This window comes from Streptomyces sp. NPDC034086 (assembly GCF_055575515.1).
Map to the genome: position 1 here is coordinate 281,746 of NZ_JBVISM010000008.1, position 16,260 is coordinate 298,005.

At 74.1% G+C, this 16,260-nt stretch carries 13 protein-coding genes; 7 read left to right on the forward strand and 6 right to left on the reverse strand.

Annotated elements, in window-relative coordinates:
* From ACZ514_RS20585 to ACZ514_RS20600, 4 genes are all read right to left on the reverse strand, one after another.
* On the reverse strand, positions 1-948 hold the full coding sequence (locus tag ACZ514_RS20585; RefSeq protein ID WP_468174588.1) for a carbohydrate ABC transporter permease: 948 nt from the start codon (positions 946-948) through the stop codon (positions 1-3).
* A gap of 5 nt (positions 949-953) precedes the next feature.
* Entirely contained in the window at positions 954-2,288 is a 1,335-nt protein-coding gene (locus ACZ514_RS20590; RefSeq protein WP_468174585.1) for an ABC transporter substrate-binding protein, read from the reverse strand.
* Positions 2,289-2,341: 53 nt separating this feature from the next.
* Positions 2,342-3,553: an ROK family transcriptional regulator gene (locus tag ACZ514_RS20595; protein WP_469125321.1), complete on the reverse strand. Its 1,212-nt coding sequence runs from the start codon at positions 3,551-3,553 to the stop codon at positions 2,342-2,344.
* Between the two features lie 141 nt (positions 3,554-3,694).
* The gene (locus ACZ514_RS20600; RefSeq protein ID WP_468699730.1) at positions 3,695-4,762 is read right to left on the reverse strand and encodes a mechanosensitive ion channel family protein; all 1,068 of its coding nucleotides are present in this window, start codon (positions 4,760-4,762) and stop codon (positions 3,695-3,697) included.
* A gap of 278 nt (positions 4,763-5,040) precedes the next feature.
* Between ACZ514_RS20600 and ACZ514_RS20605 the strand changes: the two genes are divergently transcribed.
* A complete protein-coding gene (locus ACZ514_RS20605) occupies positions 5,041-5,574 on the forward strand; it encodes an HNH endonuclease (RefSeq protein WP_467886326.1) in 534 nt (177 codons plus the stop codon).
* Between the two features lie 42 nt (positions 5,575-5,616).
* On the opposite strand, the gene ACZ514_RS20610 is transcribed toward ACZ514_RS20605, so the two are convergent.
* Positions 5,617-8,610: a beta-N-acetylglucosaminidase domain-containing protein gene (locus ACZ514_RS20610; protein WP_469125322.1), complete on the reverse strand. Its 2,994-nt coding sequence runs from the start codon at positions 8,608-8,610 to the stop codon at positions 5,617-5,619.
* 240 nt (positions 8,611-8,850) lie between these two features.
* Here ACZ514_RS20610 and ACZ514_RS20615 point away from each other — a divergent pair, with 240 nt between their 5' ends.
* From ACZ514_RS20615 to ACZ514_RS20625, 3 genes are read left to right on the forward strand one after another with little or no spacing between them, the layout of a single operon-like run.
* Complete coding sequence (locus ACZ514_RS20615; protein ID WP_468174735.1) at positions 8,851-9,063, forward strand: hypothetical protein; 213 nt, start codon at positions 8,851-8,853, stop codon at positions 9,061-9,063.
* A gap of 33 nt (positions 9,064-9,096) precedes the next feature.
* Positions 9,097-11,061 (forward strand): 4-alpha-glucanotransferase, encoded by a 1,965-nt coding sequence (locus tag ACZ514_RS20620; RefSeq protein ID WP_469125323.1) that lies wholly within the window; start codon positions 9,097-9,099, stop codon positions 11,059-11,061.
* Between the two features lie 56 nt (positions 11,062-11,117).
* Positions 11,118-11,351: a hypothetical protein gene (locus tag ACZ514_RS20625; protein ID WP_468174571.1), complete on the forward strand. Its 234-nt coding sequence runs from the start codon at positions 11,118-11,120 to the stop codon at positions 11,349-11,351.
* Positions 11,352-11,469: 118 nt separating this feature from the next.
* On the opposite strand, the gene ACZ514_RS20630 is transcribed toward ACZ514_RS20625, so the two are convergent.
* Positions 11,470-11,985 (reverse strand): MarR family winged helix-turn-helix transcriptional regulator, encoded by a 516-nt coding sequence (locus tag ACZ514_RS20630; RefSeq protein WP_468174568.1) that lies wholly within the window; start codon positions 11,983-11,985, stop codon positions 11,470-11,472.
* 169 nt (positions 11,986-12,154) lie between these two features.
* Here ACZ514_RS20630 and ACZ514_RS20635 point away from each other — a divergent pair, with 169 nt between their 5' ends.
* Genes ACZ514_RS20635 through ACZ514_RS20645 form a run of 3 tightly spaced genes read left to right on the forward strand, consistent with a single transcriptional unit; the run spans position 12,155 to position 15,033 of the window.
* Entirely contained in the window at positions 12,155-13,114 is a 960-nt protein-coding gene (locus ACZ514_RS20635; RefSeq protein ID WP_468174565.1) for an EamA family transporter, read from the forward strand.
* Positions 13,115-13,160: 46 nt separating this feature from the next.
* A complete protein-coding gene (locus tag ACZ514_RS20640) occupies positions 13,161-14,120 on the forward strand; it encodes a DMT family transporter (RefSeq protein WP_469125324.1) in 960 nt (319 codons plus the stop codon).
* Between the two features lie 10 nt (positions 14,121-14,130).
* The gene (locus ACZ514_RS20645) at positions 14,131-15,033 is read left to right on the forward strand and encodes a LysR family transcriptional regulator (RefSeq protein WP_468699735.1); all 903 of its coding nucleotides are present in this window, start codon (positions 14,131-14,133) and stop codon (positions 15,031-15,033) included.
* Positions 15,034-16,260: the final 1,227 nt, after the last annotated feature.

Below are 16,260 nucleotides of genomic sequence, written 5' to 3' on the forward strand. Positions count from 1 at the left end.
TCAGTCACCGGCTCCGATCAGTCCGCCCCGGCGGCGCATCAGGAGCGCGGTGAAGACCATGGAGAGGGCGAACAGCACCAGGGCCAGGACGGAGGCGGAGCCGTAGTCGAAGCGCTGGAAGCCGAGGTTGTAGACGGTCTGGGGGAGGGTCAGCGTGGACTTGTCGGGGTAGCCCGGCTCGATCTGCTGTCCCGGGCCGCCGATCCTCCCGGCGGCGGTCTTCGCGGCGATGAGCGGCTGCGTGTAGTACTGCATGGCCTGGATGACCCCGGTGACCACGGCGAAGAGGACGACGGGGGAGATGTTCGGCAGGGTGATGTGCCGGAAGCGGGCCCAGGCGCCGGCCCCGTCCAGCTCGGCGGCCTCGTACTGCTCCTTCGGTACGTCGAGCAGCGCGGCCATGAAGATCACCATCAGGTCGCCGGCCCCCCACAGCGCGAGGACGGTGAGCGCGGGCTTGGACCAGGCCGCGTCGGTGAACCAGCCGGGCGCCGGCAGGCCGGCGGCTTCGAGCAGGGTGTTGACGGGACCCGTGCCCGGGTTGAGGAGGAAGACGAAGGAGAGGGTCGCGGCCACCGGCGGGGCCAGGCAGGGCAGGTAGAACAGGGTCCGGAAGAGACCGGCACCGGTCTTGATCCTGGTGACGAGCAGGCCGACGCCGAGCCCGAAGACGACCCGGCAGCTCACCATGACCGCGACGAGCCACAGCGTGTTGCGCATCGCCGGCCAGAAGAGCGGATAGTCGCAGAAGACGTAGCGCCAGTTGTCCAGGCCGTTGAAGACGGGGGCGCGGAAGCCGTCGTACCGGGTGAAGGAGAAGTAGACGGTGGACAGCAGCGGGTAGGCGAAGAAGACGGCGGAGCCGATCAGCCAGGGCGACAGGAAGGCGAGGGTCCGCAGGGCGGAGCGCCGGTGCCTGGCCCGCAGGGCGGGGGTGGTCGTGGCCATCGGGGTTACTTGGCCTTCGCGATGTCCGTGTCGATCTGCCGGTCGGTCCTGGCGAGCCCGGCCGCGAGGTCGGGGACCTCGCCCTTCTCGACGGAGTACGCGAAGTCCTGGAAGGTCAGCTGGTAGGCGCCGCCGTTCACCTGCGCCGGGGTGGTGTTCGACTTGGGGTGCCGGGCGATGTCGAGGAACGTCTTCGACTCGGGGGTCACCCGGAGCCGCGGCGATCGGAGCGCGTCCAGCGTCGAGGGTATGTTGTGGATGTCGTTGGCGAAGTCGACCACGGCCTCGGTGTCCGTGGTCATGTACCGCACCAGCTCCCAGGCGGCGTTCTGCTTCCGGCTCGTCGAGGAGATGCCCACGATGGTGCCAGAGAGGTAGCCCTTGCCGTAGTCGGCCCTCTGGTCGTCCGGGACGGGCAGCGGGGCGGTGCCGATCTCGAAGGGGACGCCGGCCGCCCTGGCCATGGCCGGCCGCCACTCGCCGTCGATCTGCATGGCCACGAGCCCCTTGTGGAAGGGGTGTTCGCCGCTCCATTCGTCGCCGAAGCCGGCGCGGAACCGTTCCAGCTTCTCGTAGCCCCCGAGCTTGGCCACCAGGTCCTTCTGGGCGGTGAGCATCTTCGCGAAGGCCGGGTCGCCGGCGAGGTTCGACTTGCCGTCGGCGGTGAAGTAGGCGGGGCTCCACTGCGCGGCCAGCCGCATCGGGGTGGTCTCGTAGCCGTGGAAGGTGGGCATCACGCCGAGCTGTTCGTACGAATCCCCCTTGGGCCTGGTCAGTTTGCGCGCGGCCTCCTCGAACTCGCTCCACGTGCGCGGGGGTTCGGCGATCCCGGCGGCGGCGAACGCGGTCTTGTTGTAGACGAGGCCGTAGGCGTCGTGGAGCAGCGGCAGGGTGCACTGGTTGCCGTTGAACCGCGTGTACTCCAGCAGGGTCGCCGGGAAGACCTTCGTGCTGTCGATCCCGGACTTCTCCAGGAAGGGGCCCAGGTCCGCGAAGGCGCCGGAGGCGCAGAACGTGCCGACGCTGTCCGTGGCGAAGGAGGAGACCACGTCGGGGGCCTTGTCCCCGCCCGCGCGCAGCGCCTGGTTGATCTTGTCGTCGGTCATGTCGCCGGTGGCCTTGACCTTGATGTTCGGGTGGGCCCGCTCGAAACGGGCGATGTTGTCCTCGATCGCCTTGACCTCGCCGGGCGTGGACCAGCCGTGCCAGAAGCTGATGGTGACGTCGGCCTTCGGGTCGTCGGCGGCGGGGGCGCCGCTCTGGCCGGTGCAGGCGGCGGCGAGTACGGACAGGGCGGCGAGGACGGCCGCGGTGGTGGTCAGGCGTGCGGCTTGGGGCATGGAGGCACTCGCTCTCTGGGGGAGAACTTCGGATGAGGGGCGGAGGGACGGGGTCAGCGGGAGGTGTCGAAGACTTCCTCGCGGGTGGCGGCCAGGGCGCTCTCCAGGGCGCCGCGCAGCACGGGGTGCTCGCGCACCTCGCCGGTCACCAGCCTGGGCCGGGAGGGGGCCAGTTCGGCGAGTTCGTCCTCCAGCAGGGCGCGCAGCGGGTCTCCGCCCGCGGTGATCAGGACGCCGGACAGCACCACGATCTCCGGGTCCAGTACGGCGACCAGCGAGGCCAGGCCGGTCGCGAGCGCGGTGGCGTACGACCGGAGGAAGCGCAGGCGGGCTCCCCGCGGCTCGGCGGCGGCGCGCCGCAGCAGTGCGGCCGCGGCGGCCACCCGCGCCGCGCGCGGGCCGTCGGGGAGGGCGCCGGCGTCGAGCCCGGCGCCGGCGGCGAGGGCGGGCAGGGCGTGTACGCCGGCCAGCTCCTGGTAGCCGCCTTCGTTGGCCCGCGTCACCTGGCGGGCCAGGGGGTGGCCGGGCACGGGCAGGAAGCCCACCTCGCCCGCGCCGCCGGTCCAGCCGCGGTGCAGCCGCCCGCCGAGGACGAGGGCGGCGCCGAGGCCCTCCTCGTTCCACAGCAGGACGAAGTCCTCGTGGCCGCGGGCCGCGCCGAGCCGCTGCTCGGCGACCGCGGCGAGGTTCACGTCGTTCTCGTACTCGACGGACACGGGCAGGGCCGCGGCCAGTTCGTCGAGGAGGGTGGGGGAGTGCCAGCCGGGGAGGTGGCCGGCGTAGCGCAGCCGCCCGGAGCGGGGGTCGAAGGCGCCGGGGGTGGCGATGACGACGCGGTGCAGGGCGGGGAGGGCGAGCCCGGCGTCCTCCAGGGCCGCGCGCAGGGCCCGGGTGACCAGCGCGACGGCGCCGGCGCCCCCGGCGCAGGGGATCTCGGAGCGGCCGGTCACGGTGCCTGTCAGGTCGGCGACGGCGGCGAGCACCCGGTCGGGGGTCACGTCGAGGCCGGCGACGTGGGCGGCGCGGGCGTTGAGCGCGTACAGCTGGGCGTTCGGGCCCGGGCGCCCGCCGTCCGTGCCGGTGGCCACGACCAGCCCGGCGGCCTCCAGCCGGGCCAGCAGCTGGGAGGCGGTGGGCTTCGACAGTCCGGTGAGGTGCCCGATCCGGGTCCGCGACAGGGGGCCGTGGGCCAGCAGCAGTTCCAGGGCGGCGCGGTCGTTCATGGCGCGCAGCACGCTGGGCGTTCCGGGAGTGGTGGCCGGCATGACGGAGGTGCTCCCTCACCGAGGCGACTGTTAGGTAAGTTTCCTATCGGCTCCGGAGGGTGTCAATGCCGCTGCCCCGCCGGTACGGACCGGCGGGGCAGCGGGGGGTCGGGGTGGGCGCGGCGGCGGCCGCGCGGGGACCTACTTGGGCAGCCGGACCCCCGGCGCGGGCGCCTGCGGGATCGGGGCGGTGGCCAGCGACTGCGGGGACGCCGGGTTGGCCAGCGCCGACGGCGCGGCGACGGCCGCCGCCGCGTCGGGGGCGGCCTCCTCCTCGCCGGGGTCCGGGGCACCGCCGATGATCCGGATCCCGGCCGCGTCGAAGGCCTCCTTGATCCGCCAGCGCAGCTCGCGCTCCACCGCGAACTGCTGGCCCGGCATCGTCTTCGCCGACACCTTCACCGTCATGGAGGCCAGCAGCACCTCGTCCAGGCCCAGCACCTCCACCGGACCCCACAGCCGCTCGTCCCACGGGGTCTCCTTGGCCAGGGTGTCCGCGACCCCCCGGACCACCTCGCGGATGTGCGCGAGGTTCTCCGTCGGCTTGACCTGCACGGCCACGCCCGCGGTCGCCCAGCCCTGGCTGAGGTTGCCGATCCGCTTGATCTCGCCGTTGCGGACGTACCAGATCTCACCGTTGTCGCCGCGCAGCTTGGTCACGCGCAGCCCGACCTCGATCACCTCGCCCGAGGCCACCCCGGCGTCGATCTGGTCACCGACGCCGTACTGGTCCTCCATGATCATGAACACGCCGGAGAGGAAGTCCGTGACCAGGTTGCGGGCACCGAAACCGATCGCCACACCGGCCACACCCGCGCTCGCCAGCAGCGGCCCCAGGTCGATCTTCAGCGCGGCCAGCACCATCAGCGCGGCCGTGCCGAGGATCACGAACGAGGACACCGAGCGCAGCACGGAACCGATCGCCTCCGAACGCTGGCGGCGCCGCTCCGCGTTGACCAGCAGCCCGCCGAGCGCGGTGCCCTCGACGGCCTCCGCGCCGGAGTTCATCCGGCTTATCAGCTTGGTCAGGGCCTTGCGGACCACGGAACGCAGCGCCACCGCGATCACGATGATCAGCAGGATCCGCAGGCCGATGCTCAGCCAGGTGGCCCAGTTCTCCTCGACGAAGCTCGCGGCGTTCGTCACGCTCTCGGCGGCGTCGTCGGTGGTGGACGCTGCCTGCGGTAGCAGGATGGCGGGCGAGGGCACGGCGGGAACCTCCAGGGCATAGCGGTCCGCCCGCGGAACGGTCGTACGGTCGTGCTGACGGTGCGGGCGGACCCTCCACACTAACGGGGCACAGGACCGACCCCGTTGTGCTGTTCGAGGGAGAGACCGGACTCACCTGGGGAGGAAAGGGAGTGTGGTCGAAAACACCCCGGGCCCGTTACCGGCGCGTGGTGGCGCTTCGACCAGCCCTAAGGGGAGACTGAGAGCAGATCGTCCCGGCGCGAGCCACGCGCCGCCGGCGTACAAGGAGGCAGTCCGTGCCGCACGTCCTGGTCCTCAACGCGTCGTACGAGCCCCTCGGCGTCGTACCGCTCCGCCGCGCGCTCGTCCTCGTCCTGGAGAACAAGGCCATCTCCCTGGAGGAATCGGGCGCCTTCCTGCACAGCGCGACGCGAGCCGTCCCCGCGCCCAGCGTGGTCCGGCTCAAGCGCTTCGTGCGGGTCCCCTACCGGGGGCCCGTTCCACTCACCCGCCGCGCGCTGTTCGCCCGCGACGGCGGCCGCTGCATGTACTGCGGGGCCGTCGCGACGAGCGTGGACCACGTGGTCCCGCGCAGCCGCGGGGGCCAGCACGCCTGGGACAACGTGGTCGCCGCCTGCCGGCGGTGCAACCACGTGAAGGCGGACCGGCACCTGCTGGAACTCGGCTGGCGCCTGCGCCACCAGCCGGCCCCGCCCTCCGGGCTGGCCTGGCGGATCATCGGGACGGGGCACCGGGACCCGCGGTGGATGCCGTACCTCCAGCCGTACGGGGCGCAGGACGCCCTCGAACGCATCGGAGCCACCGCGTAGCCCCCCGCGCCCGGGCCGTGCGCGCGCTCCGTCCCGCAGGGCTCAGGGGACCACCGCGAGGGCCGTGGCGGACCAGAGGCTGCAGCCGAAGCGCGTCGCGCGCCGCTCGCAGGTGACCCGGAGGTAGCGCGTGTCCGGCGCGTCCAGCCGGACCGCGTCCACCCCGCCCCGGGAGGACACCACCGCGCCCGGGCGCCACGTCACGCCGTCGCGGGACGTCTCCACCCGGAACCGCGAGGGGTGGGCCTCCTGCCAGTGCAGGGTCAGCAGCCCCACCCGGGCCGGGGAGGCCAGTTCGGCCTGCCACCAGGCGCCGTCCACCGCCGGCGACGACCACCGGGTGGCGGCGGACCCATCCACCGCCGCCGACGCCGGGAACTGCGGGGCCTCGTCGCCGGAGGAGCGGGCCCGTGCCGTGCGCAGCAGGTCCGGACCGCCGGTACGCGGAACCGCCCGGACGGTGAGGGTGCGCACCTCCCCGTCGAACGCGAGCGGGACCTCGTACACCCCGGCCGGGGTGCCCGCCGCCACCGTGACCTCCACCGGGACGGACACCGTCGCGCCCCGCGGCACCGCGACGTCCTGCGGGAGCCGCACCTGCACGCCCGCCGGCGGGGCCGCCGTCAGCGGGGCCCGGAACTCGCCGGGGCGCAGGCCGGACAACTGCGCCGGCACGGTGCGCGCCGCGCCGCCGATCTCCACGTCCGCGCGGCCCCCTCCGGGCAGTTCGAAACGGGCCCGCGGGCCGTCCGCGAACCACGGGACCACCGAGTGCACCACCGGGCTCGGGCCCGCCCACGACAGCCGGACCGCGTCCGCCCGTACGCCCGCCGCGTCGGCCTGCGTCCAGCCGGACACCGCGGCGTCGGCCAGCCGCCGCCAGCCCTCGCCCGGCACGTGCGCCTCCACGCTCACGCCCCGCGCGCCCGGCGCCAGCGGGTCCGTCATGACCGTGACCGCCGCGAGCGGCCGCGCCGAGTCCAGCCGGACGGTGTGGGAGCCGGCTTCGCGCACCACGGTCCCGTCCTTGCGGGACGCGCCCGTCCAGGCGTCCGACTCCGCCGCCGCCTTCGCCAGGAAGGGGTCCAGCACGGAGGTGTCCACCCGCACCCCGCCCGGCTCGGCCAGCGCGCTCCGCGCCCGCGCGAGCTCCCGCGAGGCCTGCCAGGCGGCCGCCCCGTCACCCCGGGCCTCGGCGCGCAGCAGGTCGACCGCCAGCTCGCCCGCGGCCCCGTACCGCGCGAGCCGCTCCAGCCAGGGCCCGGCCTCCTCCGCCACCGGCGCGTCCAGGCGCCGCGGGGCCTCCCGCAGCACGGTGAACGCCGCGCGGAGCCGGTCCCCGGCGGCCTTGTCCCCGGCGGCGCGGGCCCGCCAGAACTCCTCGACCAGCGGCTTCAGATAGGCCGACTCCTCCACCTTGAGGCCCGAGGAGGCCGTGTTCCCCGCCAGGGCCGCGAGCGCCGCCCGGGTCCCCGGGTCGGGGCCGGACAGGTCCAGGACCGCCGCCGCCCAGGACTCCCCGGCCCGGTAACCGCGCGGGTTCCAGGCGTAGTCCGCCGCCGTGAACAGTGGGATCCGGGACAGGGTGCCCTGCGCCATCGCGTTGGCCAGCACCCCCGCCGAACCGCCCGCCACCGCCGGATCCCGCCCGGCGTACGGGCCGAGGAAGATGCGGCCCGGGTCCCAGTCGTTGACCGGGTAGTTGTCCATGGTGACCAGCGGATGCGCGAGCGCCGCCCGTGCCCCGGCCAGCTCCTGGCCGGTGATGGTGCGCGGCACCACGCCGACGCCCGTCCAGGCCACTTCCACGCGCGGGTCCAGCGCCCCGGCCAGGGCCGTCCGGTAGGCGGTGGCGCCGTTCTGGAAGTACTCCGTCGGCAGCAGCGACAGCGGGGCCGACCCCGGATGCCGCGCCGCCAGGTGCGCGGCCAGCTCGCCCGCGACCTCGGCGTGCGCCTTCGCCGCCGCGGCGGGGCCCGTCCCGTACCGCGCCCGGTCGGCGCGGCAGCCCCATTCGGTGTAGCTGACGTCCTGGAACTGCACCTGGAAGGCCCGGAAGCCCAGTTCCCACATGGCGTCGGCCTTGCGCAGCAGTGCCGCCCGGTCGTCCGCCGACGACAGGCACATGGACTGCCCCGGGGACACCGCCCAGCCGAGCACCACCCGGTTGGCGCGGGCCCGTTCAGCCAGGGCGCGGAACTCCTCCTGCCGTGAGCGCGGGTACTCCTCGCGCCAGGCCGTGGTGCGGTAGGGGTCGTCACCGGGTGCCAGCAGCATCCGGTTCTGCTTGGTGCGGCCCAGGAAGTCCAGCTGCTCGAGGCGCTGCTCCTGGGTCCAGGGCTGCCCGTAGAAGCCCTCGGTGATGCCGCGCACCGGGGCGATGGGCCAGTCCCGCACCAGCATCCCGGGCACCTTGCCGTGCCCGGCCGCCAGCAGCCGGCGCAGCGTCTGCGCGGCGTGGAACAGGCCGTCCTCGCCCACGCCGGCCAGCGCGACCGTGTCCCGGCCGCCGGTCCGTCCCACCGCCAGCCGGTAGCCGCCGGCGGGCAGGTCCCCGGCCGGCGCGGCGCCCAGCGCCCGCAGGGCCTCCTCGGCGTCCGGACCCTGGAGCCGCACGACGAGGGCCCGCTCGGGCAGCGCCGCGCCCGGGGGGCGCACGAGCGGGTTCCGCACCCCGGCCGCGCGCAGGGCGGTGCGCACGACCTCGACGGCGTACGGGTCCACGTCCTGCGGGGCCACCAGCACGGCCTCCGCCGGCAGCGGCAGCTCCCGTCCCGGGTCGGCGGTCGCCGACTGCGGCCTCGGCCACACGGCCGGGCCCTCGGAAGCGGCTCGGGGAACGTCGGAGCCCGGGTCGACGACGGAACCGAGTCCCGCCGCCTGGACGGGGGCCGACCCGCTGTCGGGGCGCGCGGAGCCCGGGTTCCCCGGTGCCGCGGCCGGTCGCGGCGGAGCGGAGGCGACGGCCCCGCCGAGCAGCGTTCCGATGACGGCGACGGCGGCGGCCGTGGTCCGCTTCCTGCCCCTGAGCTGCATGGAGCCTCCCCCGTCCCGGTCGTCCCCCGACCGTGTGAACGAGCCAGAGCCCACCACCCGTGCGGCGTGGGTGTCAATGCGGGTGGGGTGATCTGACCTGGATCCGCCAGGAATGCGATGCCCCTGACTGGGTATGGCTGCGGTGTTCACCACGGGTGTTGCATGGGCGGTCCGAGCGACCGCACCAGCGGTCCGAACAACGGCACCAGCGGTCCGAAGAGCCGCACCAGGGAGGACCTCATGAACGCCCGCACCGCGTCCGGCACCCGCGGGAAGCCGGCCCCGCTCGCCCATCTGCCCGTCCCGTCCGGGCCCGGGGACCTGCCGGCCGCCGACGCCGCGCACCCGCCGCTGACCAGCGAGCCCCCGCTGGCCGGCTCCGCGTACGCGCCCCTGACCAGTGAGTCCCCGCTCGTGGCCGAGTCCCCCCTCACCAGCGAGCCGCTCACCTAGCCGTCCCCCAGCCCCCTCCAGCTCCAGCCAAGGATGACGATGGACGACCTCGCCCGGCTCGCGGCCCTCTACGGCGTCGCCACCTCCTACCAGCCCGCCGAGGACGTCACCGTCCAGGTGCCCGAGGCCACGGTCCGGGCCGTGCTGGGCCTGATCGGCGTCCCCGCCGGCACCCCCGAGGACGTGCGGGAGGCGGTCGCCGCCACCGAGCGGGAGCGGGCCGGGCGGCTGCTCCCGCCGACGCTGGTGCACTGGAGAGGAGAACCCGCGCCGGCGGCCCTGGCCGGGCTGCCGGCCGGGACGCGGGTGCGGGTGACGCTGGAGGACGGGGCCGGGCAGGCCGACTGGCACCCCGCCCTGCCCCTGGGGGTGCACCGGCTGGCCGCCGAGGCACCCGACGGGCGCACCGCCTCCGCCACCCTGATCGTGGCCCCGGACCGGGCCCCGGAGGCGCCCGTCCGCGTGCACGGACTCCTCGTCCAGCTGTACTCACTGCTCTCGGAGCGCTCCTGGGGCATGGGCGACCTGGGCGACCTCGCGGAGCTGGCCCGCTGGGCGGCCCGCACCCACGGCGCCGGGTTCGTCCAGGTCAACCCGCTCCACGCGGGCTTCCCCGGCACCCCGAGCGACCCGTCCCCCTACCGGCCGTCCTCCCGCCGCTTCCCGGACCCGGTCCACCTGCGCGTCGAGGACCTGCCCGAGTGGGAGGCCTGCCCGGACCGGGACGCCCTCGCCGGACTCGCCGCCCGGGGCGGAGAGCTGCGCCGGGAGGTGCTGGAGAAGGGGGCGCTGATCGACCGGGACGCCGTCTGGGCCCTCAAGCGCGCCGCCCTGGAACTGCTGTACGCCGTCCCGCGCACCCCCGCGCGGGAGGCCGCCTACCGGGCGTTCCGCGCGGCCCAGGGGGACGGGCTCGCCGCGCACGCCGCCTGGTGCGCGGCCGCCGCCGGGGAGGACCCCGGAGAGCGCGCCGATTTCCACTCCTGGCTCGTCTGGCTGACGGACACCCAGCTGACCGCCGCCCAGCGGACCGCGCGGGAGGCCGGGATGGAGGTCGGCATCGTGCACGACCTGGCCGTCGGGGTGCACCCGGACGGCTCGGACGCCCGTACCGGCTCCTTCCACGCCCGCAGCGCCTCCGTCGGGGCCCCGCCGGACGCCTTCAACGCGCGCGGCCAGGACTGGGGACTGCCGCCGTGGCGGCCCGACGCCCTGGAGGAGTCCGCGTACGCGCCGTTCCGGGCCCTGCTGCGCGGGGTGTTCCGCTACGCGGGGGCGGTGCGCGTGGACCACGTCATGGGCCTGTTCCGGCTCTGGTGGATCCCGGAGGGCACCCCGCCCGCGGAGGGGACGTACGTCTCCTACGACGGCGAGGCGATGCTGGCCGTACTGGTCCTGGAGGCCCACCGGGCCGGGGCGCTGGTGGTCGGCGAGGACCTCGGGACGGTCGAGCCGGGGGTGCGGCGGGCGCTGTCCCGGCGCGGGATCCTCGGTACCTCCGTGCTCTGGTTCGAGCGGGACTGGTCCGGTGACGGCGAGCCGCTGCCCGCCGCGGCCTGGCGGCCGGAGTGCCTGGCCACCGCAACCACCCACGACCTGCCGCCCTCCGCCGCCAAGCTGGCCGGGTCCCACGTCGAACTGCGCGACCGGCTCGGCCTGCTGACCCGTCCTCTGGAGGAGGAGCGGGCGGAGGACGCCGCCGACACCGCGCGGTGGCTGGCGGTACTGGACCGGCTGGGGCTGGAGACCAAGGGCGAGGAGGCCGCCGTACGGGCCCTGTACGCGTTCCTGCTGCGCACGCCCGCCCGGCTGGTCGGCGTGTGGCTGCCCGACGCGGTGGGCGACCGGCGGCCGCAGAACCTGCCGGGCACCTGGGACCAGTACCCCAACTGGCGGCTGCCCCTGGCCGATGCCGGGGGGCGGCCGCTGACCCTGGAGGCGCTGACCGCCTCGCCCCGGGCGAACGCCCTGCTGGGCGCGGTCCGGGAGGGCGTGTGAACCCGTACGGCACCCCCGGGCGCGCGCCCCGTTCGGGTGTTCGCTACGTTTGCACCGTGGACAAGAAGAACGCTCTGCGCGCCGGCGCCGTCACGGCCGGAACGACGCTGATGATGCTGCTGATGACGTCTCCCGCGCTCGCGGTGACCCGCGACGACGGTGACGACCCGGGCCCGCGCCTGAGCATTGGCGAGACGCTCGGCCTGTACGTGGCCGCGCCGATCGTGCTGTTCCTGGTCATCGCGGGTCTCGTGATGGTCGGCGACAAGTCGCGCAAGACCAAGGTCTGACCCCGCAGGGCAGGCCTTTCGTCAAGACTTCCGGACGCCGGAGGTCCGCGGAACCGGTGCGAGCCGGCCCCGTGCGGCCTCCGGCGCCTCGGCGTGCCCGGAAGGGCGCGGGCCCGCCCTAGTTCAGGTCCGCGAGGAGCTTGCGCAGCAGCGCCGTGAGCTGTTCGACCTCTTCGGGGTCGAAGCCTTCCAGGGCCGCGCGGTGCACCTCCAGTCCCGCGGTGACCGCCTCGTCGGCGAGGGCGAGTCCCCGGTCGGTGAGGGTCACCTGGAGCCCGCGCCGGTCGTGCGGGTCGGGGCTGCGGGTGAGCAGGCCCGCCCTCTCCAGCTTGTCCAGGCGGCCGGTCATGCCGCCCGTGGTGAGCATCAGCGTGGCCGACAGCTCGCGGGGGGAGAGGGTGTACGGGGCTCCGGAGCGGCGCAGCGTCGCCATGACGTCGAACTCCCCGCGGGTGATCCCGTGCCGGTTGTAGGCGCGCTCGACGGCCTCGCCCACGGCCTTGGAGATCCGGTAGATCCGTCCGAAGACGGCCATGGGGGCGGTGTCCAGGTCCGGTCGTACGGCGGCCCACTGCGCCGTGATCGCGTCGACGGCGTCCTTCTGGGGGGCGGGGGCCTTCTTCACCTCGGTCATGACCGAAGTATCCGATTCCGCTCGCTCGTTCGCAAGAAAGTAGCTTGCTTAAAAGTAGCTTAGCGGTAAGCTACTTATCAGCGACCTACCCGGGGAGGTCCGGGGACGGGCCCCCGGGTGGGTCGCGGCCAGCCCGCACCCCGCCAGCCCATCCTCACCTGCCCGAGGAGTGACCGTGAACCGTGTCACCACCACCCTCCTGACCGCGCTCGCCCCCGTCTCCTGGGGCTCGACGTACTTCGTCGCCAGTGAGCTGCTCCCGCCGGACCGCCCCCTGTTCACCGGGGCCATGCGGGCCCTCCCCGCCGGTCTGCTGCTGGTCGCCCTCTCCCGCACCCTGCCCAAGGGCGCCTGGTGGTGGAAGTCCGCGGTCCTCGGCACCCTCAACATCGGAGCCTTCTTCCCGCTGCTCTTCCTCGCCGCCTACCGGCTCCCCGGCGGGGTCGCGGCCGTACTCGGCTCCGCCGGCCCGCTCTTCGTCGTGGGCCTCGCCGCCCTCCTCCTGGGCGAGCGGGCCAGGCCGCGGACCGTGCTCGCCGCCGTCGCCGCCGCGTTCGGCGTGAGCATGGTGGTGCTGACCGCCCAGGCCGAACTCGACCTCATCGGCGTCATCGCGGGCGTGGTCTCCTCCGCCGCCATGGGGGCGGGCACCGTGATGACCAAGCGCTGGGGACGCCCCGAGGGCGTCGGCCCGCTGGCCGTGACCGGCTGGCAGCTCACCGCGGGCGGCCTGGTCATCATCCCGATCGCCGCGCTGGTCGAAGGGGCGCCGCCCGCGCTCGACGGCAAGGCCTTCCTCGGCTACGGCTACATGATGCTGATCAACACCGGGGCCGCGTACTTCCTCTGGTTCCGCGGCATCGGCCGGCTCACCGCCACCTCCGTCACCCTGCTCGGCCCGCTGTCGCCGCTCACCGCCGCCGTCATCGGCTGGGCCGCGCTCGGCCAGTCGCTGTCGCCCGTCCAACTGGCCGGCATGGCCATCGCCTTCGGCGCCACGGTCGTCGGACAGCTCCCGGGGAAGGCCGCGCCCGTCGCGGAGGAACCGGCCGCCGAGGAAGAACCCTTCAGCTCTCCTGAAGAGACTGATCGAAATGTTTCGATGGACCTGGGCAAAGTGAGGGTGTGAAGGTAGGGGGCACGCACCACACCGAACCCCGAGGGGGAAACCAGCAGTGACCGTCATGGACCGGGTCCGCACCACCTCAGCCGCCGCCGGCGCACTCGCCGGCGGCGGCGCCGCTGCCACGTCCGGGAGGAAGAAGGGAGCCGCGGGGCTCGGCGTCCTGCTCGCGCTGGTCGCGACGGTCGTCTGGTCCGGCAGCTTCGTCGCCACCCGGGGCATGGCGGACTCGGTCCCTCCCGTACAGGCGGTCTTCTGGCGGTGGATCGTCGCCGCCGTCGCGGTCGCCCCCTTCGCGGCCCGGCAGGCCTGGCGGCAGCGGGCGCTGCTCCGCCGGCACCTCGGCTACGTCTCGCTCGCCACGCTCTTCGGAGTCACCCTCTACAACACCCTGGTCCACCAGGCCGGACTGACCACCTCCGCCTCCAACATGGGCATGATCATGGCGGCCTCGCCGGTCGTCATAGCCCTGTACGCACGCCTCGGCGGCGAACGGCTCGGCGTCCGGCGCTCCTCCGGGATGCTGCTCGCGGCCTTCGGGGTGCTGCTGCTGGTCGGTGACGGATCGCTCGGCTTCGACTTCGGCGCCGGCGACCTGTGGATGTTCGGGGCCGCACTGTCCTTCGCCACCTACAGCGCGCTGCTCAAGCGCAAGCCCGCCGAGATCGGCGGACTGGCCTTCCTGCTCGCCACCTTCGTCCTCGGCGCCCTGATGCTGGCGCCCGCCTACGCCGTGTCCCTCACCGTCCAGGGCGGCTTCGAAGTCACCACCGGGACCGTCGGGCCCCTGCTGTACGTCGGCGTCTTCTCCTCCGCCGTCGCCTTCTTCGCCTGGAACAAGGCCGTCTCCCTGATCGGGGCGGCCCGCGCGGGAGTCGTCTACTACCTCCAGCCGGTGTGCGTCGCCGGGCTCGGCCTGCTCCTCCTCGGCGAGCGGACCGGTCCGGCACAGCTGCTGTGCATGGCGCTGATCCTGGGAGGTGTCGCCCTCGGCAGCGCGACCCGGAGGTAGTTTCGCTCCCGTGACCGACTGGGACATCAAGAAGCTGCGGATCCTGCGCACGCTGGCCGACCGGGGGACGGTGACCGCGACGGCCGAGGCGCTGCACATGACGCCCTCGGCCGTTTCCCAGCAGCTCACCAACCTCGCCCGGAACCTGGGGGTGACGCTGCTGGAGGCCCAGGGGCGGCGGGTCCGGCTCACCGACGCCGCGCACCTGGTGCTGCGGCACACCGAAGCCGTCTTCGCCCAGCTGGAACGGGCCGACGCCGAACTCGCCGGCTACCTGGCCGGGGAGGCGGGGGAGGTGCGCGTCGGGGCCTTCTCCACGGCGGTGCCGGTGCTGGTCGTCCCGGCCGTGGCCGCCCTGCGGCTCAGCCACCCGGGCATCGAGGTACGGGTACGGGAGACCGAGGCCGCCGAGTCGTACGCACTGCTGTCCGCCGGGGCCGTGGACCTCGCCCTCTCCCTGGCCGCCCACGCCCCGGGGGCGCGGGACGCCCGCTTCACGCGGGTCACCCTGCTGGAGGACCCCCTGGACGTGGCCCTGCCCCCCGGCCATCCCCTGGCGGGCGCGGCGGAGGTACGGCTGGCCGACCTGGCCGCGGAGCCGTGGATCTACGGGGGCAGCGGGCCCTGGTCGGAGATCACCCGCTCCGCGTGCGAACCGGCGGGCTTCGTACCGGAACAGGCCCACTCGGCGTCCGGGTGGACCGCGATCCTGGCGATGGTGGAGGCGGGGATGGGCGTCGCCCTGGTCCCGCGCATGGTCTCCGCCCGCGCCTCGGGCGTGGCCGTCCGCGCCCTGCCCCACGACCGCCCGACCCGCCACGTCATCGCCGCCCTCCGCCGCGGCACGGAATCCGCCCCGGCCCTCTCCCGAGCACTCAAAGCCCTCCAGGAAGCGGCGGGGGCGCTGGCGTGAGGGGGGAGGGGGGCGGGGTTTCGGGGGCGGGGGTTCTGCGGGGCGGTATCAGGGCTGGTTTGGGGGTTTCCCGTCAGTCCCATCGTCCTTCCGTGTCGGGCCGGTCCCTCAAGGGCGCTCCTTCGTCGCGTCGCTACGCGATGGCCTTCGGCCACCCTTGACCGACCGACCCGCCCCGGAAAGACAAGGACTGCCGAGAACCCCCCAAAGAAACGGGACGGTCCAGAGGAGAAGCACTCCCGCATCAGTGATGAGGCGGGGTGGTCGGGCCCTGCCCGTGTCCCGCATGCGGGCCCCCAGAGACCCCCGGCTATCCACCCGGACGCGTCAGATCGCTACGTACTCCCCATGGCATAGCGTCCGCCCACCGTCCGGGGCTGATACCTGCACGCGATGTCGATCAGAGCCCCATCGGGGAGCGGTGACCGCGTCAGATCGCTACGCGCCCCTCCCGGCTTAGCGTCCGGCCGCCGTCCTGGGCTGATGCACGGAATGTCGATCCCAGCCCCATCGGGGAGCGGTGAGCGCGTCAGTTCGCTACACGCTTCCGTCTGGGAGGCGTCTGCGGCGCCGCCTGTGGTCATGCGGCCCACCAGGGAGGGGAATCGCCCCTTTTGCCCTCATTTGGCGAGCATGGATGAGACCTGAAGGGTCTCTGCCGGAGTCTGCCGTTGAAGAAGACAACGCCACACTCCGACAGACGGTCGAAAGACCCGCGAAAGGCCCCCGGAGAGCCGCATTTCCCCCTCGAAGCACCCCTTCAAAGCCCCGTCCCGGCACCCCTCAGCCCCAGACGGCCATCAGCCGCCGAGAAATGAGGAGCACGTAGCGATCTCACGCGCCCCCCGCTCCCCAATGGCGCTCTGATCGACGTCGCGTGCAGGTATCAGCCCAGGATGCGGGCCGGACGCTATGCCATGGGGAGCGCGTAGCGATCTGACGCGCCCACCGTTCCCCGATGGGGCTCTGATCGACATGTGGTGCGGGTATCAGCCCCGGACGGTCGTCGGACGCTAAGCCGGGAGGAGCGCGTAGCGATCTGGCGCGTGGCGGTGGATCGCTGGGAGTCTCTGGGGGCCCGAATGCCCGGCAGGCCGACACCCGACCCCTCGCCTCATCAGTGATACGGGAATCCTTCTCCTCTGGACCGTCCCGTTTCTTTGGGGGGTTCTCGGCAGTCCTTGTCTTTCCGGGGCGGGACGGTCGGTCAAGGGTGGCCGAAGGCCA